General features: G+C 67.8%; 13 protein-coding genes, 1 tRNA gene and 1 riboswitch. Of the genes, 1 reads left to right on the forward strand and 13 read right to left on the reverse strand.

Annotated features, from left to right (window positions below; genetic code table 11):
- From RIF93_RS12845 to clpX, 9 genes are all read right to left on the reverse strand, one after another.
- Positions 1-391, reverse strand: a 391-nt coding sequence (locus RIF93_RS12845; RefSeq protein WP_309091851.1) for a hypothetical protein, incomplete at its 3' end; no start/stop codon positions are given.
- A gap of 79 nt (positions 392-470) precedes the next feature.
- Positions 471-1,388 (reverse strand): aldo/keto reductase, encoded by a 918-nt coding sequence (locus RIF93_RS12850; RefSeq protein WP_309091852.1) that lies wholly within the window; start codon positions 1,386-1,388, stop codon positions 471-473.
- Between the two features lie 87 nt (positions 1,389-1,475).
- Positions 1,476-1,552: transfer RNA gene (locus RIF93_RS12855), tRNA-Val, on the reverse strand.
- 14 nt (positions 1,553-1,566) lie between these two features.
- Entirely contained in the window at positions 1,567-2,973 is a 1,407-nt protein-coding gene (locus RIF93_RS12860) for a peptide MFS transporter (protein WP_309091853.1), read from the reverse strand.
- A gap of 26 nt (positions 2,974-2,999) precedes the next feature.
- Positions 3,000-3,572 carry a TMEM165/GDT1 family protein gene (locus tag RIF93_RS12865; RefSeq protein WP_309091854.1) on the reverse strand — a complete coding sequence of 191 codons (573 nt, stop codon included), beginning with the start codon at positions 3,570-3,572 and terminating at the stop codon, positions 3,000-3,002.
- 92 nt (positions 3,573-3,664) lie between these two features.
- Positions 3,665-3,766, reverse strand: a riboswitch (yybP-ykoY riboswitch).
- 86 nt (positions 3,767-3,852) lie between these two features.
- Complete coding sequence (locus RIF93_RS12870; protein WP_309091855.1) at positions 3,853-4,128, reverse strand: HU family DNA-binding protein; 276 nt, start codon at positions 4,126-4,128, stop codon at positions 3,853-3,855.
- 172 nt (positions 4,129-4,300) lie between these two features.
- The gene (gene lon, locus RIF93_RS12875; RefSeq protein WP_309091856.1) at positions 4,301-6,703 is read right to left on the reverse strand and encodes an endopeptidase La; all 2,403 of its coding nucleotides are present in this window, start codon (positions 6,701-6,703) and stop codon (positions 4,301-4,303) included.
- Positions 6,704-6,995: 292 nt separating this feature from the next.
- Positions 6,996-7,718, reverse strand: coding sequence for an SDR family oxidoreductase (locus tag RIF93_RS12880; protein ID WP_309091857.1), 723 nt, complete (start codon positions 7,716-7,718; stop codon positions 6,996-6,998).
- A gap of 284 nt (positions 7,719-8,002) precedes the next feature.
- The gene (gene clpX, locus RIF93_RS12885; protein WP_309091858.1) at positions 8,003-9,265 is read right to left on the reverse strand and encodes an ATP-dependent Clp protease ATP-binding subunit ClpX; all 1,263 of its coding nucleotides are present in this window, start codon (positions 9,263-9,265) and stop codon (positions 8,003-8,005) included.
- A gap of 237 nt (positions 9,266-9,502) precedes the next feature.
- Between clpX and RIF93_RS12890 the strand changes: the two genes are divergently transcribed.
- On the forward strand, positions 9,503-10,129 hold the full coding sequence (locus RIF93_RS12890; RefSeq protein ID WP_309091859.1) for an HAD-IB family hydrolase: 627 nt from the start codon (positions 9,503-9,505) through the stop codon (positions 10,127-10,129).
- A gap of 22 nt (positions 10,130-10,151) precedes the next feature.
- On the opposite strand, the gene otsA is transcribed toward RIF93_RS12890, so the two are convergent.
- From otsA to RIF93_RS12910, 4 genes are all read right to left on the reverse strand, one after another.
- A complete protein-coding gene (gene otsA / locus RIF93_RS12895) occupies positions 10,152-11,543 on the reverse strand; it encodes an alpha,alpha-trehalose-phosphate synthase (UDP-forming) (RefSeq protein ID WP_309091860.1) in 1,392 nt (463 codons plus the stop codon).
- A gap of 8 nt (positions 11,544-11,551) precedes the next feature.
- Positions 11,552-11,842, reverse strand: coding sequence for a hypothetical protein (locus RIF93_RS12900; protein WP_309091861.1), 291 nt, complete (start codon positions 11,840-11,842; stop codon positions 11,552-11,554).
- Positions 11,843-11,983: 141 nt separating this feature from the next.
- Positions 11,984-12,601 carry an ATP-dependent Clp protease proteolytic subunit gene (locus RIF93_RS12905; RefSeq protein ID WP_257838208.1) on the reverse strand — a complete coding sequence of 206 codons (618 nt, stop codon included), beginning with the start codon at positions 12,599-12,601 and terminating at the stop codon, positions 11,984-11,986.
- 111 nt (positions 12,602-12,712) lie between these two features.
- Positions 12,713-13,988, reverse strand: a 1,276-nt coding sequence (locus tag RIF93_RS12910) for an Ig-like domain-containing protein (protein ID WP_309091862.1), incomplete at its 5' end; no start/stop codon positions are given.

The following is a 13,988-nucleotide window of genomic DNA, read 5'->3' on the forward strand; positions in this document are numbered from 1 at the left end:
CGGCTGCCTTCAGGCGCGGCTGCTCGAACTGGGGATCCTTCGTCGACCTGCCGCCGAGCGCGAGCTCGTCCGTCAGGAAGTCGGCGTAGCCCTCGGGGATCGGCGCGCCGGCCACGAAATCGATCATTCGCCGCAGCAGCGCCGGTGACGGGTCGGTGAGCTCGGGCCGCTCGTCCAGGTGCGCCTGGATCGCCGCCTTGGCCGCGGCGCGCATCTTCGCCTGCTCACCTTCCGGGACGCCGATGTCGCCGCGCGCGAAGGGATTGTAGGTCGGAGCCCATTGTGGGCGCAGCCAGTGGTCTTCGCCCGTGACGTGCACCAGGGCGGCCATGAGGGCCGGCAGGTGAGCGTCCTTCAGGATCTCGTCGAGGTCGACGCGCGCTTCGGACATGTTCCTACCCAACATTATCGTTGTTCTGTTTGGGCGAGCATGACTCCCGCGGGCGGGCGGCGGAAGCCCTCACCCCACGTCAGGCCGCCGCCTGGGCCGCCCGGATCCGCGCCGCGAACTCGCGGTCGAGCTCCACGCCCGAGGCCGCTGCGTTTTCGGTCAGGTGCGCCAGCCGGGTCGCGCCGAAGACCGCGCAGCTCACCCCCGGATTGGCCAGCACATACGCCAGCGCCGCCTGGGAGCCGGTCACGCCCCGCTGGTCGTGCAGGAACCGGAACCGCGCCCCCCGGCGCAGCTCGTCCCGGTGACGCGCGAAGGCGCGCGCGGCGTACCAGACGTCCTGCGGGCCCTTCAGCCGCGCCAGCAGCGGTCGGGTGTGCCCCATCGCCAGCGCCATGCCCGCCAGCACGCCCTTCCCCGCCGCGGCGGCGCGAGCGATCACAGGTTCCCGCTCAGGGCGCAGCACGTTGTAATCCACCATCACGGCGTCGAAGTCCGGCAGGCCGATCACGTGCTCGATCACGGCCGGGTCGAAGCTGTTGACGCCCACCGACCGCACCAGGCCGCGAGCCTTGAGGTCGGCGAGCGCGCCGCGCAGCTCGTCGGTCAGTTCGTGGACGGCCGGCCCGTGCAGCTGCAGGAGCCCGAGCGTGTCGAGACCCAGGTTGCGCAGGCTGCGCTCGGCGCTGGCGGTGACCGCGGCGGGCGAGAAGTCGCGGGCGATCCGTCCGCCCCCGGCGTGATAGGTGCCGGCCTTGCTGGCGATCACGAGGCGCGAGGTGTCGCGGCCCTTCAGCGCCCGACCCAGGCGCGGCTCGGCCTCGCCGGCCGAATAGCTTGCCCCCGTGTCGAAGAAGGTGAACCCCAGGTCGAGGGCGGCGTGCACCAGGCCCACCGCCTGGGCCTCGGGGAAGCGGGGCTTACCCCACCAGCTGGCGCAGCCGAACCCCAGTTCGGAAACGGTCAGGCCCGTGCGGCCCAGCGGGCGGTAACGCATTCCGCAACACTTCCTCGCCGACGCTCCGAAGGGAATCCTGCTTCGCGCTTGGCTTTAGTCCTGCGAAACACGATCCGCGAAGCAGGATGGTGGGCGGCGAGGGATTCGAACCCCCGACCCTCTCGGTGTAAACGAGATGCTCTAACCAACTGAGCTAGCCGCCCTTGGCTCCTCCGCTTTAGTGCGCGGCGGGCTTCCGTCCAACCGTCTCTTCGTGGCTGAGCAGCTTGGCGAAGAACCGGCCGACGATCAGGAACACCACGCCCGCCGCCGCCGCGATCCCCGCGTGCATCAGCCAGAAGTTCGTCGCCGGCATCTTCTCCAGCAGCGCGCCCAGCACGCCCACGGTCTGGTTCCCGACGACGAGGTGCAGGTAGTAGACCCCGATCATCGTGCCCACCACCGCCGGCGGCGAGGCCCGCGCATAGAGAGCCAGCGACACAGGCAGCATGTTGGCGAACGCCGCGCTGTTGAAGATTTCGAAGGCGATGAGCCACCACAGGCTCACCTGCGTCGCCGTTGCCGCGGCCACCGCCGCGCCGGCCGCCAGGCACAGCGCGCCCAGCACGGAGATGAACGTGCCGATGGTCAGCTTGCCGATCTCGTCGGGCTCCTTGAACCGCTTGGCCCACACCCGCCAGAAAACGACCATCAGCGCCAGGAAGGTGACCGAGACCACGCTGTCCAGGGTGATCAGCCAGGTCGTCGGCAGCTTCTGGCCGAAGAACGTCATGTCGACGCTGCGGTCGGCCCAGACCAGGTAGGCGTTGAAGATCTGCTGGTTCACCAGCACCGAGGCGGCCAACACGGGGATCAGCGCGATCAGGACGAAGATCGTCCGCCATTCCGAGGCGTGCAGCTTCGGCCGCTCGGCCTTCTCGGTCTTGCGCAGCGGCGGGTCGGGCGGCAGGTGCCGACGTCCGGCCAGGTAGATGGCGAGCGCGATCAGCATGCCGACGCCGGCGGCGCCGAAGCCCCAGTGCCAGCCGACGCCCTCGCCGAGCGTTCCGGCGATCAGCGGGGCGGCGATCACGCCGGCGTTGATGCCCAGGTAGAAGATCTGGAAGGCGTCGGCCCGGCGCAGGTCGCCCTCGGCGTAGAGACCGCCCACCTGGCCCGCGATATTGCCCTTGAAGCAGCCGGTGCCCAGCACCAGGCACAGCAGCGCCAGCAGGAACGAGGCGTCGAAGGCCATCAGGAAGTGGCCCGCCGACATCAAGAGCGCGCCGAGGATGATGGTCCGGGTCCGCCCCAGCAGCCGGTCGGCGATGAAGCCGCCAGCGATGGGCGTCAGGTACACGAGGCTGGTGTAGAGCCCGAAGATGGTCGAGGCGACGGCCTGGGTCGAAGCGTCCGGCGGCAGGCGGTAGATGGCCCCGATCACGGCCCGGAAGCTCTCGAAGCCGGCGATCTGCTCGACGTGGGGCGACAAGAGCAGCTGCTTGACCATGTAGAGGACCAGCAGGGACTGCATGCCGTAGTAGGAAAAGCGCTCCCAAGCTTCGGAGAAGGCCAGGAAGCCGAGCGCCTTGGGGTGGCCGAGGAAGGCCTTGTCGCCGTCGCGGGCGACCGTCGTCGCGGTCATGAACTCCTCCCCTTTTGGGACAAGCCCTACCGCGACGTGAGGAAGACCGCCAGCAACACCCAGACGCCTATGAGTCCAAACAGGGCGGCGGCGGCGATCCGGACGTACTTCAGGGGCACGACCTTGGTGGCGGCTTCGCCCACCAGGACGGCCGGGACGTTGGCCGCCATCATCCCCAGCGTGGTGCCGACGGTGACCAGCGTGATGTCTTGGAAGCGGGCGGCCAACAGGGTCGTGGCGATCTGGGTCTTGTCGCCGATCTCGACGAGGAAAAAGGCGATGAGCGTCGTCAGGAAGATCCCGCCGTGGGTCTTGGACAGGGCGTCCTCGTCCTCCTTGTCGGGGATCAGCGCCCAGAGCGCCATGGCCACGAAGCCGGCGCCGACGAGGATCTGAAAGACGGGACCGGCCAGGAACCGCGCGACCAGCACGCCCAGCGCCGCCGCCGCGGCGTGGTTCAGGAGGGTGGCCGCCAGGATGCCCAGGATGATCGGGACCGGCTTGCGGAACCTGGCGGCGAGCACGAGGGCGAGCAGCTGGGTCTTGTCGCCAATCTCGGCGATGGCGACCACGCCGGTGGAGATGAGCAACGCTTCCAAGGGACGAACTCTCTTCAGGGGCGCGGCTGTGACACGACGATGCCTTGGCCCCCGCCACGCCCGCGCCGGAAGCTGCATCGCCGGTCTCGCCAATCCGGATCTTCAGATCCGCCGCTCGCGCCATGTCCCGAAGGACAAGTCTGTTGACGCGGGCTCCGCTGTCGCGCGGACGGCTACTCCCCGTGGATGGCGCGGCTGGTAGCGCGATTGGCTTCCCGGCCGCAAATGAAAAAGGGCCGCCGCGACAGGCGGCCGCCCCTCTCACGCCGAGCTTCTCAACTCAGCTGTTCAGCGCGCTCTTCAGCCCCTCGCCCACGCGGAAGCGGCAGGTCTGGCTCGCCGGCCGCCGCACCTTCTCGCCGGTGCGCGGATTGCGCGCCACGCCCGCCGCCCGCTTGACGGGCACGAAGCTGCCGAAGCCCACCAGGCGCACCTCGCGGCCGGCCTTCAGCGACGTCGACACCGACGCGATGAACGCCTCCAGAGCCTCCTTGGCCTGCGCCTTGTTCAAGCCCGCCTTGTCGGCGATCGCCGAGACCAGTTCGGCCTTGGTCATGCGTTGTCTCCCACCGTCTTCTTGTTTGTGTCGGCAGACCGCAGGCGCCCCAACCGCGCTACGCCGCCCCGGCCGGCATTTAAGGCCCGCCGAAGCTTGGCCGTCAAACGAAGCGGCGCGGGATTTCTCCCGCGCCGCCCGCCTGTCACAGATTGTGATCGCCGATGGAGGCCTAGTGCGTGATCACCAGGGGCTCGACCTCGGCGTCCGGCTCCTCTGCGGCGACCTCGACCGGAGCCGTGTCGTCCCACTCGATCGGCGTCGGCTGCCGCACGAGGGCCTTGGCCAGCACCTGGTCCATGGTCGAGACCGGGATGATCTCCAGGCCCGACTTCACGTTGTCCGGGATGTCGGCCAGGTCCTTCTCGTTCTCTTCCGGGATCAGCACCGTCTTCACGCCCGAGCGGAGCGCCGACAGCAGCTTCTCCTTCAGGCCGCCGATGGCGGTGACACGGCCCCGCAGGGTGACCTCGCCGGTCATGGCCAGGTCGGCCCGGATCGGGATGCCCGTCAGCACCGACACGATGGCCGTGGCCATCGCCGCGCCGGCCGAAGGGCCGTCCTTGGGCGTGGCGCCGTCCGGCACGTGGATGTGGACGTCCGTCCGCTCGAAGACCGGCGGTTCGATACCAAACTTCGTGGCCCGGCTGCGGACGTACGAGTTCGCCGCCGAGATGGACTCCTTCATCACGTCCTTGAGGTTGCCGGTGACCGTCATGCGGCCCTTGCCCGGCATCTTGACGGCTTCGATCGTCAGGATGTCGCCGCCGAACTCGGTGTAGGCCAGGCCGGTGATGATGCCGACCTGGTCGTCCTTGTCCGTCTCGCCGTAGCGGTACTTCTTGACGCCCGCGTACTTCTCGAGCCGCTCGGCGTCGACCGTGATCGACACCGTCTTCTCGCGGATCAGGTCCCGAACCGTCTTGCGCGCCAGGTTGCCCAGCTCCCGCTCGAGGTTCCGGACGCCGGCTTCCCGCGTGTAGTAGCGGATCGTGTCGCGGATCGTCTCCTCGGGCACCACGAACTCTTCCGGCTTCAGGCCGTGGTCCTTGGTGAGCTTCGGCAGGATGTGGCGCTTGGCGATCTCGACCTTCTCATCCTCGGTGTAGCCGGGGATGCGGATGATCTCCATGCGGTCCAGCAACGGCTGGGGCATGTTCAGCGAGTTGGCCGTGGTGACGAACATCACCGGCGACAGGTCGTAGTCCACCTCCAGGTAGTGGTCGGCGAAGGTGGAGTTCTGCGCCGGGTCCAGCACCTCGAGCAGCGCCGACGACGGGTCGCCGCGCCAGTCCGAGCCCATCTTGTCGATCTCGTCCAGCAGGAAGAACGCGTTGGTGGACTTCGCCTTCTTCATCGACTGGATGATCTTGCCGGGCATGGAGCCGATGTACGTGCGGCGGTGGCCGCGGATCTCGGCCTCGTCGCGCACGCCGCCCAGCGACACCCGCACGAACTCGCGCGTCGTGGCCTTGGCGATCGACTTGCCCAGCGAGGTCTTGCCGACGCCCGGCGGGCCCACGAGGCACAGGATCGGGCCCTTCAGGGTGCCCACGCGGCTCTGCACCGCCAGGTACTCCAGGATCCGTTCCTTGACCTTCTCCAGGCCGTAGTGGTCCTCGTTGAGGATCTCTTCCGCCTTCGCCAGGTCGATCGGCTTCTGCTTGGCCTTGCCCCACGGGATCGACAGCAGCCAGTCCAGGTAGTTCCGGACGACCGTGCTCTCGGCCGACATCGGGCTCATGTTGCGCAGCTTCTTCAGCTCCGCCTCGGCCTTCTGGCGGGCTTCCTTGGAAAGCTTGGTCTTCTTGATCCGCTTTTCCAGCTCGAGCAGTTCGTCGCGATGGTCGTCCTGCTCGCCCAGCTCGCGCTGGATCGCCTTCATCTGCTCGTTCAGATAGTACTCGCGCTGCGTCTTCTCCATCTGACGCTTCACGCGGTTGCGGATCTTCTTCTCGGTCTGCATGACCGAGATTTCGCCCTCCATTAGGGCGTAGACCTTCTCCAGCCGCTTCACGACGTTGAAGACCTCGAGCAGCTGCTGCTTCTCGGCGATCTTCACCGACAGGTGGCCGGCAATGCGGTCCGCCAGCTCGGACGGATTGTCGATCTGCGGAATGGCCGCCAGGGCTTCCGGCGGGACCTTCTTGTTGAGTTTGACGTAGTTCTCGAACTGCTCGATCACCGCGCGGCTCAGGGCCTCGGCCTCGGGCGAGTTCGCGCCGTCTTCCTGCACGTAGGCGATTTCCGCCTCGTAGTAGTCGGCCTGGCCGGTGAACCGGGTGATGCCGGCCCGCGCGCGGCCTTCAACCAGCACCTTCACCGTCCCGTCGGGCAGCTTGAGCAGCTGCAGGATCGTGGCGACGACGCCGACGTCATAGATCGCGTCGGGCGCCGGATCGTCGTCGTCCTTGTCCTTCTGGGTGGCCAGCAGGATCTGCTTGCCCTCCCCGCGCATCGCTTCCTCCAGCGCACGCACGGACTTCTCGCGGCCGACGAACAGGGGAACCGGCTGGTGCGGGAAGACCACGATGTCCCGCAGCGGCAGGATGGGGAGGATCTTAATCTCGGACATGATGCTTCAACTCCTGGCCGGCGCGTTTGGATCGCACCTGGCCTGCCGGATCGTGGTCACTTCAGACGATGCGCCTGAGTCGGACGACCCGTCCGCCGGGCCTCGGCGGGCTGTTCGGGTGATTTATGTGGACGGTTTGGTCCAGCGTTCAAGCGCCGCAACGACTGTGCGCGACGTTCAGCCTCATCGCCGTCCACAGTTTAGGTTGATGGGCTGAAACGGCGCCGTTGGCGCAAGGATTTGCCTCGTTCACAGCTTCTAGATGGCCCCTCGCCGGGCGCGGCTCAAGGGGTCACCACGCCTCCGACCAGGGCCTCAGGTCAAGCTCGTGGGTCCAGGCGTCCCTCGGCTGGGCGTGCAGGGCCCAGTACGCCTCGGCGATGTGTTCGGGATTGAGGATGCCGTCCTGCTCTTTCAGCGCATAGCGCTCCGGGAAGTTCTCGCGGATCCAGGCGGTATCGATCGCTCCGTCGATGATCGTATGGGCGACGTGAATCCCCTGTGGTCCGAGCTCGCGGGCCATGCTCTGGGCCAGCGCTCGCAGCCCGTGCTTGGCCGCGGCGAAGGCGGCGAAGCCCTCGCGCCCCCGGATGCTGGCCGTGGCGCCGGTGAACAGGATCGTGCCCTGCCCACGCGGCGTCATGTGCTTCGCAGCCTCGCGCCCGACGAGGAAGCCTGAGAAGCGGGCCATTTCCCAGACCTTGAAGAACACGCGCGCCGTGGTCTCCCGGATCGGGAAGCGCACGTTCGCTCCGATGTTGAACACACAGACCTCGACCGGGCCGATCTCGGCCTCCGTCCGCTCGAAGAGGCCGACGACCTGGTCCTCCCGCCGCGCGTCGACCCCGAAAGGGTGCGCGATCCCGCCTTCGGAGCGGATCTGCTCCGCGAGCGGCTCCAGCTGGTCGGCGTGGCGGCGCACGATCACGGCCTCGAGCCCCTCGCGGGCGAACCTGCGGGCGATCGCCCCGCCCAGCGCGTCGCCCGCCCCGATGATCACCGCCGCCTTGCCCATGCCGCCTCCAGTCGTCTCGAAAGTGGGGGCGCCGAGAGGTCGGGCGCAAGGCCGAGCTCAGCGCGCCAGGGTAAGCCAAGTACAGGGCGTTCGAGACGCGGCGCCGCCTGTATCTGATGGCCTGCGTGTTCAAGGTCGAACCACCGGCCCCGATGGTCTCGCGACTGCCTGCCGCCCGACGCACGGGCGCGCCTGAGCCGGTTGGCTGACCGACGCCGGATGGCCGCGAACGAAAAGGCCCCGCAGTCGCCTGCGGGGCCTCTCTGTTCCGGCAGTCGCCGATGTTAGGCCGCGCCGCCCTTGTCGCGGCGCTCGGCGTAGATGATCAGCGGCTGGGCGCGGCCTTCGATGACCTCGGCGTTGACCACCACTTCCTCGACGCCGTCGTAGGTCGGCAGCTCGTACATCGTGTCCAGCAGCACGCCTTCCAGGATCGAGCGCAGGCCGCGCGCGCCCGTTTTGCGCACGATGGCCTTGCGGGCCACCGCCATCAGGGCGTCATCGGTGAAGGTCAGGCCCACGTTCTCCATCTCGAAGAGGCGGACGTACTGCTTCACGAAGGCGTTCTTCGGCTCGGTGAGGATCTTCACCAGGGCCTTCTCATCCAGGTCGTCCAGAGTGGCGATGACCGGGAGGCGGCCCACGAACTCCGGAATGAGGCCGAAGCGCAGCAGGTCGTCGGGCTCCACCTGACGGAAAATCTCGCCCGTGCGGCGCTCGTCCGGGTCCGCCACCTTCGCGCCGAAGCCGATCGAGGTGCCTTGGCCCCGCGCCGAGATGATCTTCTCGAGCCCGGCGAAGGCGCCGCCGCAGATGAACAGGATGTTGGTCGTGTCGACCTGCAGGAACTCCTGCTGCGGATGCTTGCGCCCGCCCTGGGGCGGCACGGAGGCGACGGTGCCTTCCATGATCTTCAGCAGCGCCTGCTGGACGCCCTCGCCCGACACGTCGCGGGTGATCGAAGGGTTGTCCGACTTGCGGCTGATCTTGTCGACTTCGTCGATGTAGACGATGCCGCGCTGGGCCCGCTCGACGTTGTAGTCGGCCGCCTGCAGCAGCTTCAGGATGATGTTCTCGACATCCTCGCCGACGTAGCCGGCTTCGGTCAGCGTCGTGGCGTCGGCCACGGTGAACGGCACGTCGATGATTCGAGCCAGCGTCTGGGCCAGCAGGGTCTTACCCGTGCCGGTGGGCCCGATCAGCAGGATGTTGGCCTTGCCCAGCTCGACGTCGTTGTTCTTCGTCGCGTGGTTCAGGCGCTTGTAGTGGTTGTGGACGGCGACCGAGAGGACCTTCTTGGCGTGGTCCTGGCCGATCACGTAGTCGTCGAGGACTTCGCGGATCTCCTTGGGCGTCGGCACCCCGTCCTTCGACTTCACGAAGGAGATCTTGTGCTCTTCCCGGATGATATCCATGCACAGTTCGACGCATTCATCGCAGATGAACACGGTCGGGCCCGCGATAAGCTTGCGGACTTCGTGCTGGCTCTTGCCGCAGAAAGAGCAGTAGAGGGTGCTCTTTGAATCTCCGCTCGCGGCCTTGGTCATGGTCTCGTCTCACTCTCTCGACGACGCTGGCCGATCGCCTGGCCTGCCTCGCACCCCGTGGCGTTGGCGGGGGGCATGTCCGCCGTATCAATGCAGAATACGCGCCGCGGGTTGTCCAAGTCTTGACATTCCCCGATCCGGCCTCGGATCACAAGGGCTCGCTCGCCGGAGCGACAAAACGCGGCGCGACGACCTGTGGATGGACGCCTCGTGCTTCTAAATGGGACTCGGCCCGAGATGGCACAAGACCACGCGCCTGCGGCCGACGCGCCGATCGTAGCCTTCGATTTTGACGGCACCATTACGACCAAGGACAGCTTCACCACGTTCCTCAAGTGGCGGGCGGGCCCGGTCCGCTGGTGGCTGGGCTGCCTGCAGCTGATCCCCGCCGCCCTCGCCTATCTCGTCCACCGCGACCGTGGCCGGATCAAGGCGGCGGCCGTGAAGGTGTATCTCCGGGGCGTCCCGCACGACCGGCTGGAGGCCGACGCCCAGCGCTTCGCCAGCCTCTTCGCCCGGCGGCTGTTCCGGCCGGACGCGGTGGCCACGTGGAAGCGCTGGCGGGATCGCGGCGCACGCCTGGTGATCGTCACCGCCTCGCCCGACGTCGTCGTGGCGCCGTTCGGCCGCGGCCTCGGCGCGGATCTCGTACTGGGCACCCAGCTGTCCTACGACGCCGACAACCGGGTGCTTGGGGCGTTTTCCGGCCCGAACTGCCGGGGAGCTGAGAAGGTGGTCCGCCTGCACGAGGTGTTCGGCCCGGACCTGCGGCTCGCCGCCGCCTACGGCGACACCTCGGGCGACACCGAGATGCTGGCCATCGCCGACGAGGCCGGATTCCGCGTGTTCACGGGCAAGCCGTGAAGCACGCCGGCCCGGCGGCGCTCTAGACGAGTTGCGGCGCCGGCTGCTCCCGCAGCGCCGCCACGAAGGCGTCCCGCCAGGCTTCGATGTCGTGCTTGCGCACCCCGTCCATCAGGGCCTCCCAACGCCGCACGCGCTCCGGCCTGGGCATCGCGAGCCCGGCCTTGATGGCGTCCGACACGTCCTCGCGACTGAACGGATTGACGATCAGGGCCTCTCGCATCTGCTCGGCCGCGCCGGCGAATTGGGAAAGGATGAGCACCCCTGGGTCATCCGGCCGCTGCGCCGCCACATATTCCTTCGCCACCAGGTTCATTCCGTCGCGTAGCGGCGTCACGAGCCCGAGCGAGGCCGCGCCGTAGATTCCGGCGAGTTCATCCCTGCGGTAGCTGCGGTTCACATAACGGATCGGCACCCAATCGGGCGTCGCGAACGCGCCGTTGATCCGCCCGGTCACGCCGTCCAGACGGGCGCGGATTTCTTGGTAGGCCGGCACCTCGTCCCGGCTAGGCGTGGCGATCTGCAGGAGGAAAACCTGCTCCAGCGCCTCGGGCGTGTTGGCGAGGTACTCCTCGTAGGCCAGGAAGCGCTCCTCCAGCCCCTTGGAATAGTCCAGCCGGTCCACGCCGATGATCATCCGTCGCCCGGCCAGGCTCACCCGCATGCGATCACGCCACGCGGCGGCCGCCTCGCCCTGCGCCGCCTCTGTGAACGCGTCCACGTCGAGGCCGATGGGAAATGCGCCCGTACGCACCGTCCGGCCGAAGGCGACGGCCCGCCCGCCCGTTTGGACCTTTCCGGCCTCATCATGCGCGACGTAGTCGTGGAAGGCGCTGAGGGAATCCTCGCTCTGGAAGCCAACCAGGTCGTAGTCGAACATCGCCTCGACGAGTTCGCGGTGGAACGGCAGCGTCGCGAACAGCCGTCGCGCCGGCCAGGGAATGTGCAGGAAGAAGCCGATCCGGTTGGTCACGCCGCGACGCCGCAGTTCCCGGGCGAGCGGGATCAGGTGGTAGTCGTGCACCCAGACGAAGTCGTCGGGCTGCAGCAGCGGCAGCAGCGTCTGCGCGAAGCGGGCGTTGACCCGCGCGTAGCCCTCGTTGAACGATCGCTCATAAGCCGAAAGGTCGATGCGGTAGTGAAACAGCGGCCACAGCGTCCGATTGGCGTAGCCGTTGTAGTACTCCTGCCGATCCTGCTCCTCGAGATCGACGGTGGCCACCGTGGCGCCCTGCCCGCGCTGGACAGAAAGCTGGCCCGTGAAGGTCTCGACGGTCCGGCCGCTCCAGCCGAACCAGACCCCATTGTACTCGCGGAGTGCGGCGCCCAGCGCCATGGCCAGCCCCCCCACGGAGGCGCCGGCAGTCTGTTGCGGCTGACCCACACGGTTAGAAACGACGATCAGGCGACCCATGCGGGCGCCTAGCTGGCCGATACGATGACGGACCGCACGCCCCAGGTGTCGGCCAGGACGCGCGCCAGTTCCTCGCCGTCACGGCATCCCGCGAGCTTTGGCGTCACCAGAGCCAGGTCGACCGGCGTCTGCGCCGCCATCGCCAGCGCATGCGCAGCTCTATCGACAGGTCCGATAACATTGATCCCCGCTTCGACCAGTATCTTGACAAGATCCGCGGTGATGGCCGGAGTGTTTTGCGCGACCAGTATCGTCGAGAAGCGACCATACTGCTCAATGATTTCAACGATATCCCTCATCACAGGCACAGATAGACCATCAGTTGGGCTGAGAGAATGAGGAGCTCTCTGAACTTAATGTGAGGGAGACTGTAGTTCCACGCACGAAAAAGGCCCGGGCGACGCGAGTCGCCCGGGCCCGAATTCGCCATGACGAAGGGCTTAGCCTTCGTTGTCGCGCTTTTCCCAGACGTGGTCCACGAGGCCCCAGTCCTTGGCCTCTTGCGCGGTCATGAAGTAGTCGCGGTCCAGCGTCTCCTCGACCACCTCGACGGGCTGGCCGGTGTGCTTCGCGTAGATCTCGTTCAGGCGCCGCTTGGTCTTGATGATGTCCTCGGCATGGCGCTGGATGTCGGTGGCCTTGCCCGAGTAGCCGCCCGAGGGCTGGTGGACCATGATCCGTGAGTTCGGCAGCGCGATCCGGCTGCCCTTCTCGCCCGCCATCAGCAGGAACGAGCCCATCGAGGCCGCCATGCCCAGGCACAGCGTGATCACCGGCGAGCGGATGTATTGCATGGTGTCGTAGATCGCGAGGCCCGACGTCACCACCCCGCCCGGCGAGTTGATGTACATCTGGATCTCCTTCTTCGGGTTCTCGGCCTCGAGATGGAGAAGCTGGGCGCAGATCAGGCTGGCCATGCCGTCCTCGACCGGACCCGCCAGGAACACGATCCGGTCCTTCAGCAGGCGGGAGAAGATGTCGTAGGCGCGCTCGCCCCGGCTCGTCTGCTCGACGACCATCGGCACGAGGCCCAGGGCGGTGGTGACGGGATCACGCATGGAGAGGAAGCTTCCTTCAGAGTCGGTTGGCGCTGGCCGCGACCGCGCCGTCCCCTCCGATATCGCGCGGCGCCCGCAGCGGCGCAAGGCGCCGCCGCGGGAAACCGTCGATTAGGCGAAGAGGAAGTCGCTGGCCTTCAGGCTGGACAGCTGAACGTCCTGCAGCGTGATCACGTTGCCGGCGTCGAGGGTGATGACGACGTCGTCCCCCGCCTGGGCGGACTTCGCCAGCACCGCCGCCAGATCGGCGAACTGCGCGTCGTCCAGCTGGATGCGGTCGTCGTTCCCGAAGTCGGTCACCACATCGCGTCCGAAGGCGCCCTCGAACACGAAGCGGTCGCCGCCGAGGCCGCCGGTCAGCACGTCGTCGCCCGCCCCGCCGTTCAGCGTATCGGCGCCGTTGTCGCCCGACAGCCGGTCGATGCCCGCGCCGCCCAGCAGCTCGTCCGCGCCGTTGCCGCCCGCCAGGGTGTCGGCGCCGGCCAGGCCCGCCACCGTGTCCGAGCCGTTGTCGCCGGTCATCGCCTCGTCGGCGGCCGTGCCGGTCAGCTTGTCCGCGCCGTTGCCGCCGGCCTGGGCTGGGCCGTTGGCGACGCCGCCGACGGTCACGGTGACGGTGGCCGTGCTGGTCGCGCCCACGGCGTCCTTCATGACGTAGGTGAAGGTGTCGGTCGCGGTCTCACCCGGCCCCAGCAGATCGAAGGCGTCGGCGTCGGCGACATAGACCACCTTGCCGTCCTCGATGGTGACGGTGGCCCCCTTCGCGCTCGTCGAAACCGAGACCAGGGTCTTGGTCTCGCCGCTGTTCGGGTCGGTGTCGTTGGCCAGCACGTCGAGCACAACCCGGGCATCCTCATCCACCGAGGCGGCGTCGGCGACCGCGGTCGGGCCGGTGTTGATCAGGAAGCGCCCCAGCACCGGGTCGTGGTCGCTGGGCTGCGTCCCGCCCTTGCCGGTGTTGAGATGGACGAGGTCGAACTCGCCGTTCTCGTACAGCTCGGACGTCACCAGCATGTGGTCGATCTGCTGAGAGTTGCCCTCGAAGATGTAGCTGTAACGGTCGCCCGCCTCGAGCTTCCAGGACAGGTTGGTGAACAGCCCGCCCTGTTCCAGCAGGGTCAGCGATTCCTCGAACTGGAAGCCGTTGAAGTCGCCCATGACGGCCACGTGGCGGTCCGGATTGGCGTCCACGAGGTCCGCCACCCAGTCGCGGATCGCCGTGCTCTGGGCGATGCGCTGGTCCTCACCCTCGGCGAAGGGCGGCTGACGCTCGCCGAACAGGCCGGGATCGCTGCCAAGGCGCGAGGTCGAGTGGACGTCGATGGCTGTGATCGTCTCGCCGCGGAACACGAAGTCGGCGGCCAGCGGCTTGCGGCTCCCGAAGAAC

The sequence above is a fragment of the Phenylobacterium sp. genome (genome assembly GCF_031181185.1).
Taxonomy (GTDB): Bacteria; Pseudomonadota; Alphaproteobacteria; order Caulobacterales; family Caulobacteraceae; genus Phenylobacterium.

Coding starts and splice junctions, on each gene's coding strand:
- RIF93_RS12850 (WP_309091852.1), bottom strand. CDS start 1,388: ATGCGTTACCGCCCGCTGGGCCGCACGGGCCTGACCGTTTCCGAACTG.
- clpX (WP_309091858.1), bottom strand. CDS start 9,265: ATGACCAAGGCCGCGAGCGGAGATTCAAAGAGCACCCTCTACTGCTCT.
- RIF93_RS12900 (WP_309091861.1), bottom strand. CDS start 11,842: ATGAGGGATATCGTTGAAATCATTGAGCAGTATGGTCGCTTCTCGACG.
- RIF93_RS12870 (WP_309091855.1), bottom strand. CDS start 4,128: ATGACCAAGGCCGAACTGGTCTCGGCGATCGCCGACAAGGCGGGCTTG.
- RIF93_RS12905 (WP_257838208.1), bottom strand. CDS start 12,601: ATGCGTGATCCCGTCACCACCGCCCTGGGCCTCGTGCCGATGGTCGTC.
- RIF93_RS12880 (WP_309091857.1), bottom strand. CDS start 7,718: ATGGGCAAGGCGGCGGTGATCATCGGGGCGGGCGACGCGCTGGGCGGG.
- lon (WP_309091856.1), bottom strand. CDS start 6,703: ATGTCCGAGATTAAGATCCTCCCCATCCTGCCGCTGCGGGACATCGTG.
- RIF93_RS12890 (WP_309091859.1), top strand. CDS start 9,503: ATGGCACAAGACCACGCGCCTGCGGCCGACGCGCCGATCGTAGCCTTC.
- RIF93_RS12860 (WP_309091853.1), bottom strand. CDS start 2,973: ATGACCGCGACGACGGTCGCCCGCGACGGCGACAAGGCCTTCCTCGGC.
- otsA (WP_309091860.1), bottom strand. CDS start 11,543: ATGGGTCGCCTGATCGTCGTTTCTAACCGTGTGGGTCAGCCGCAACAG.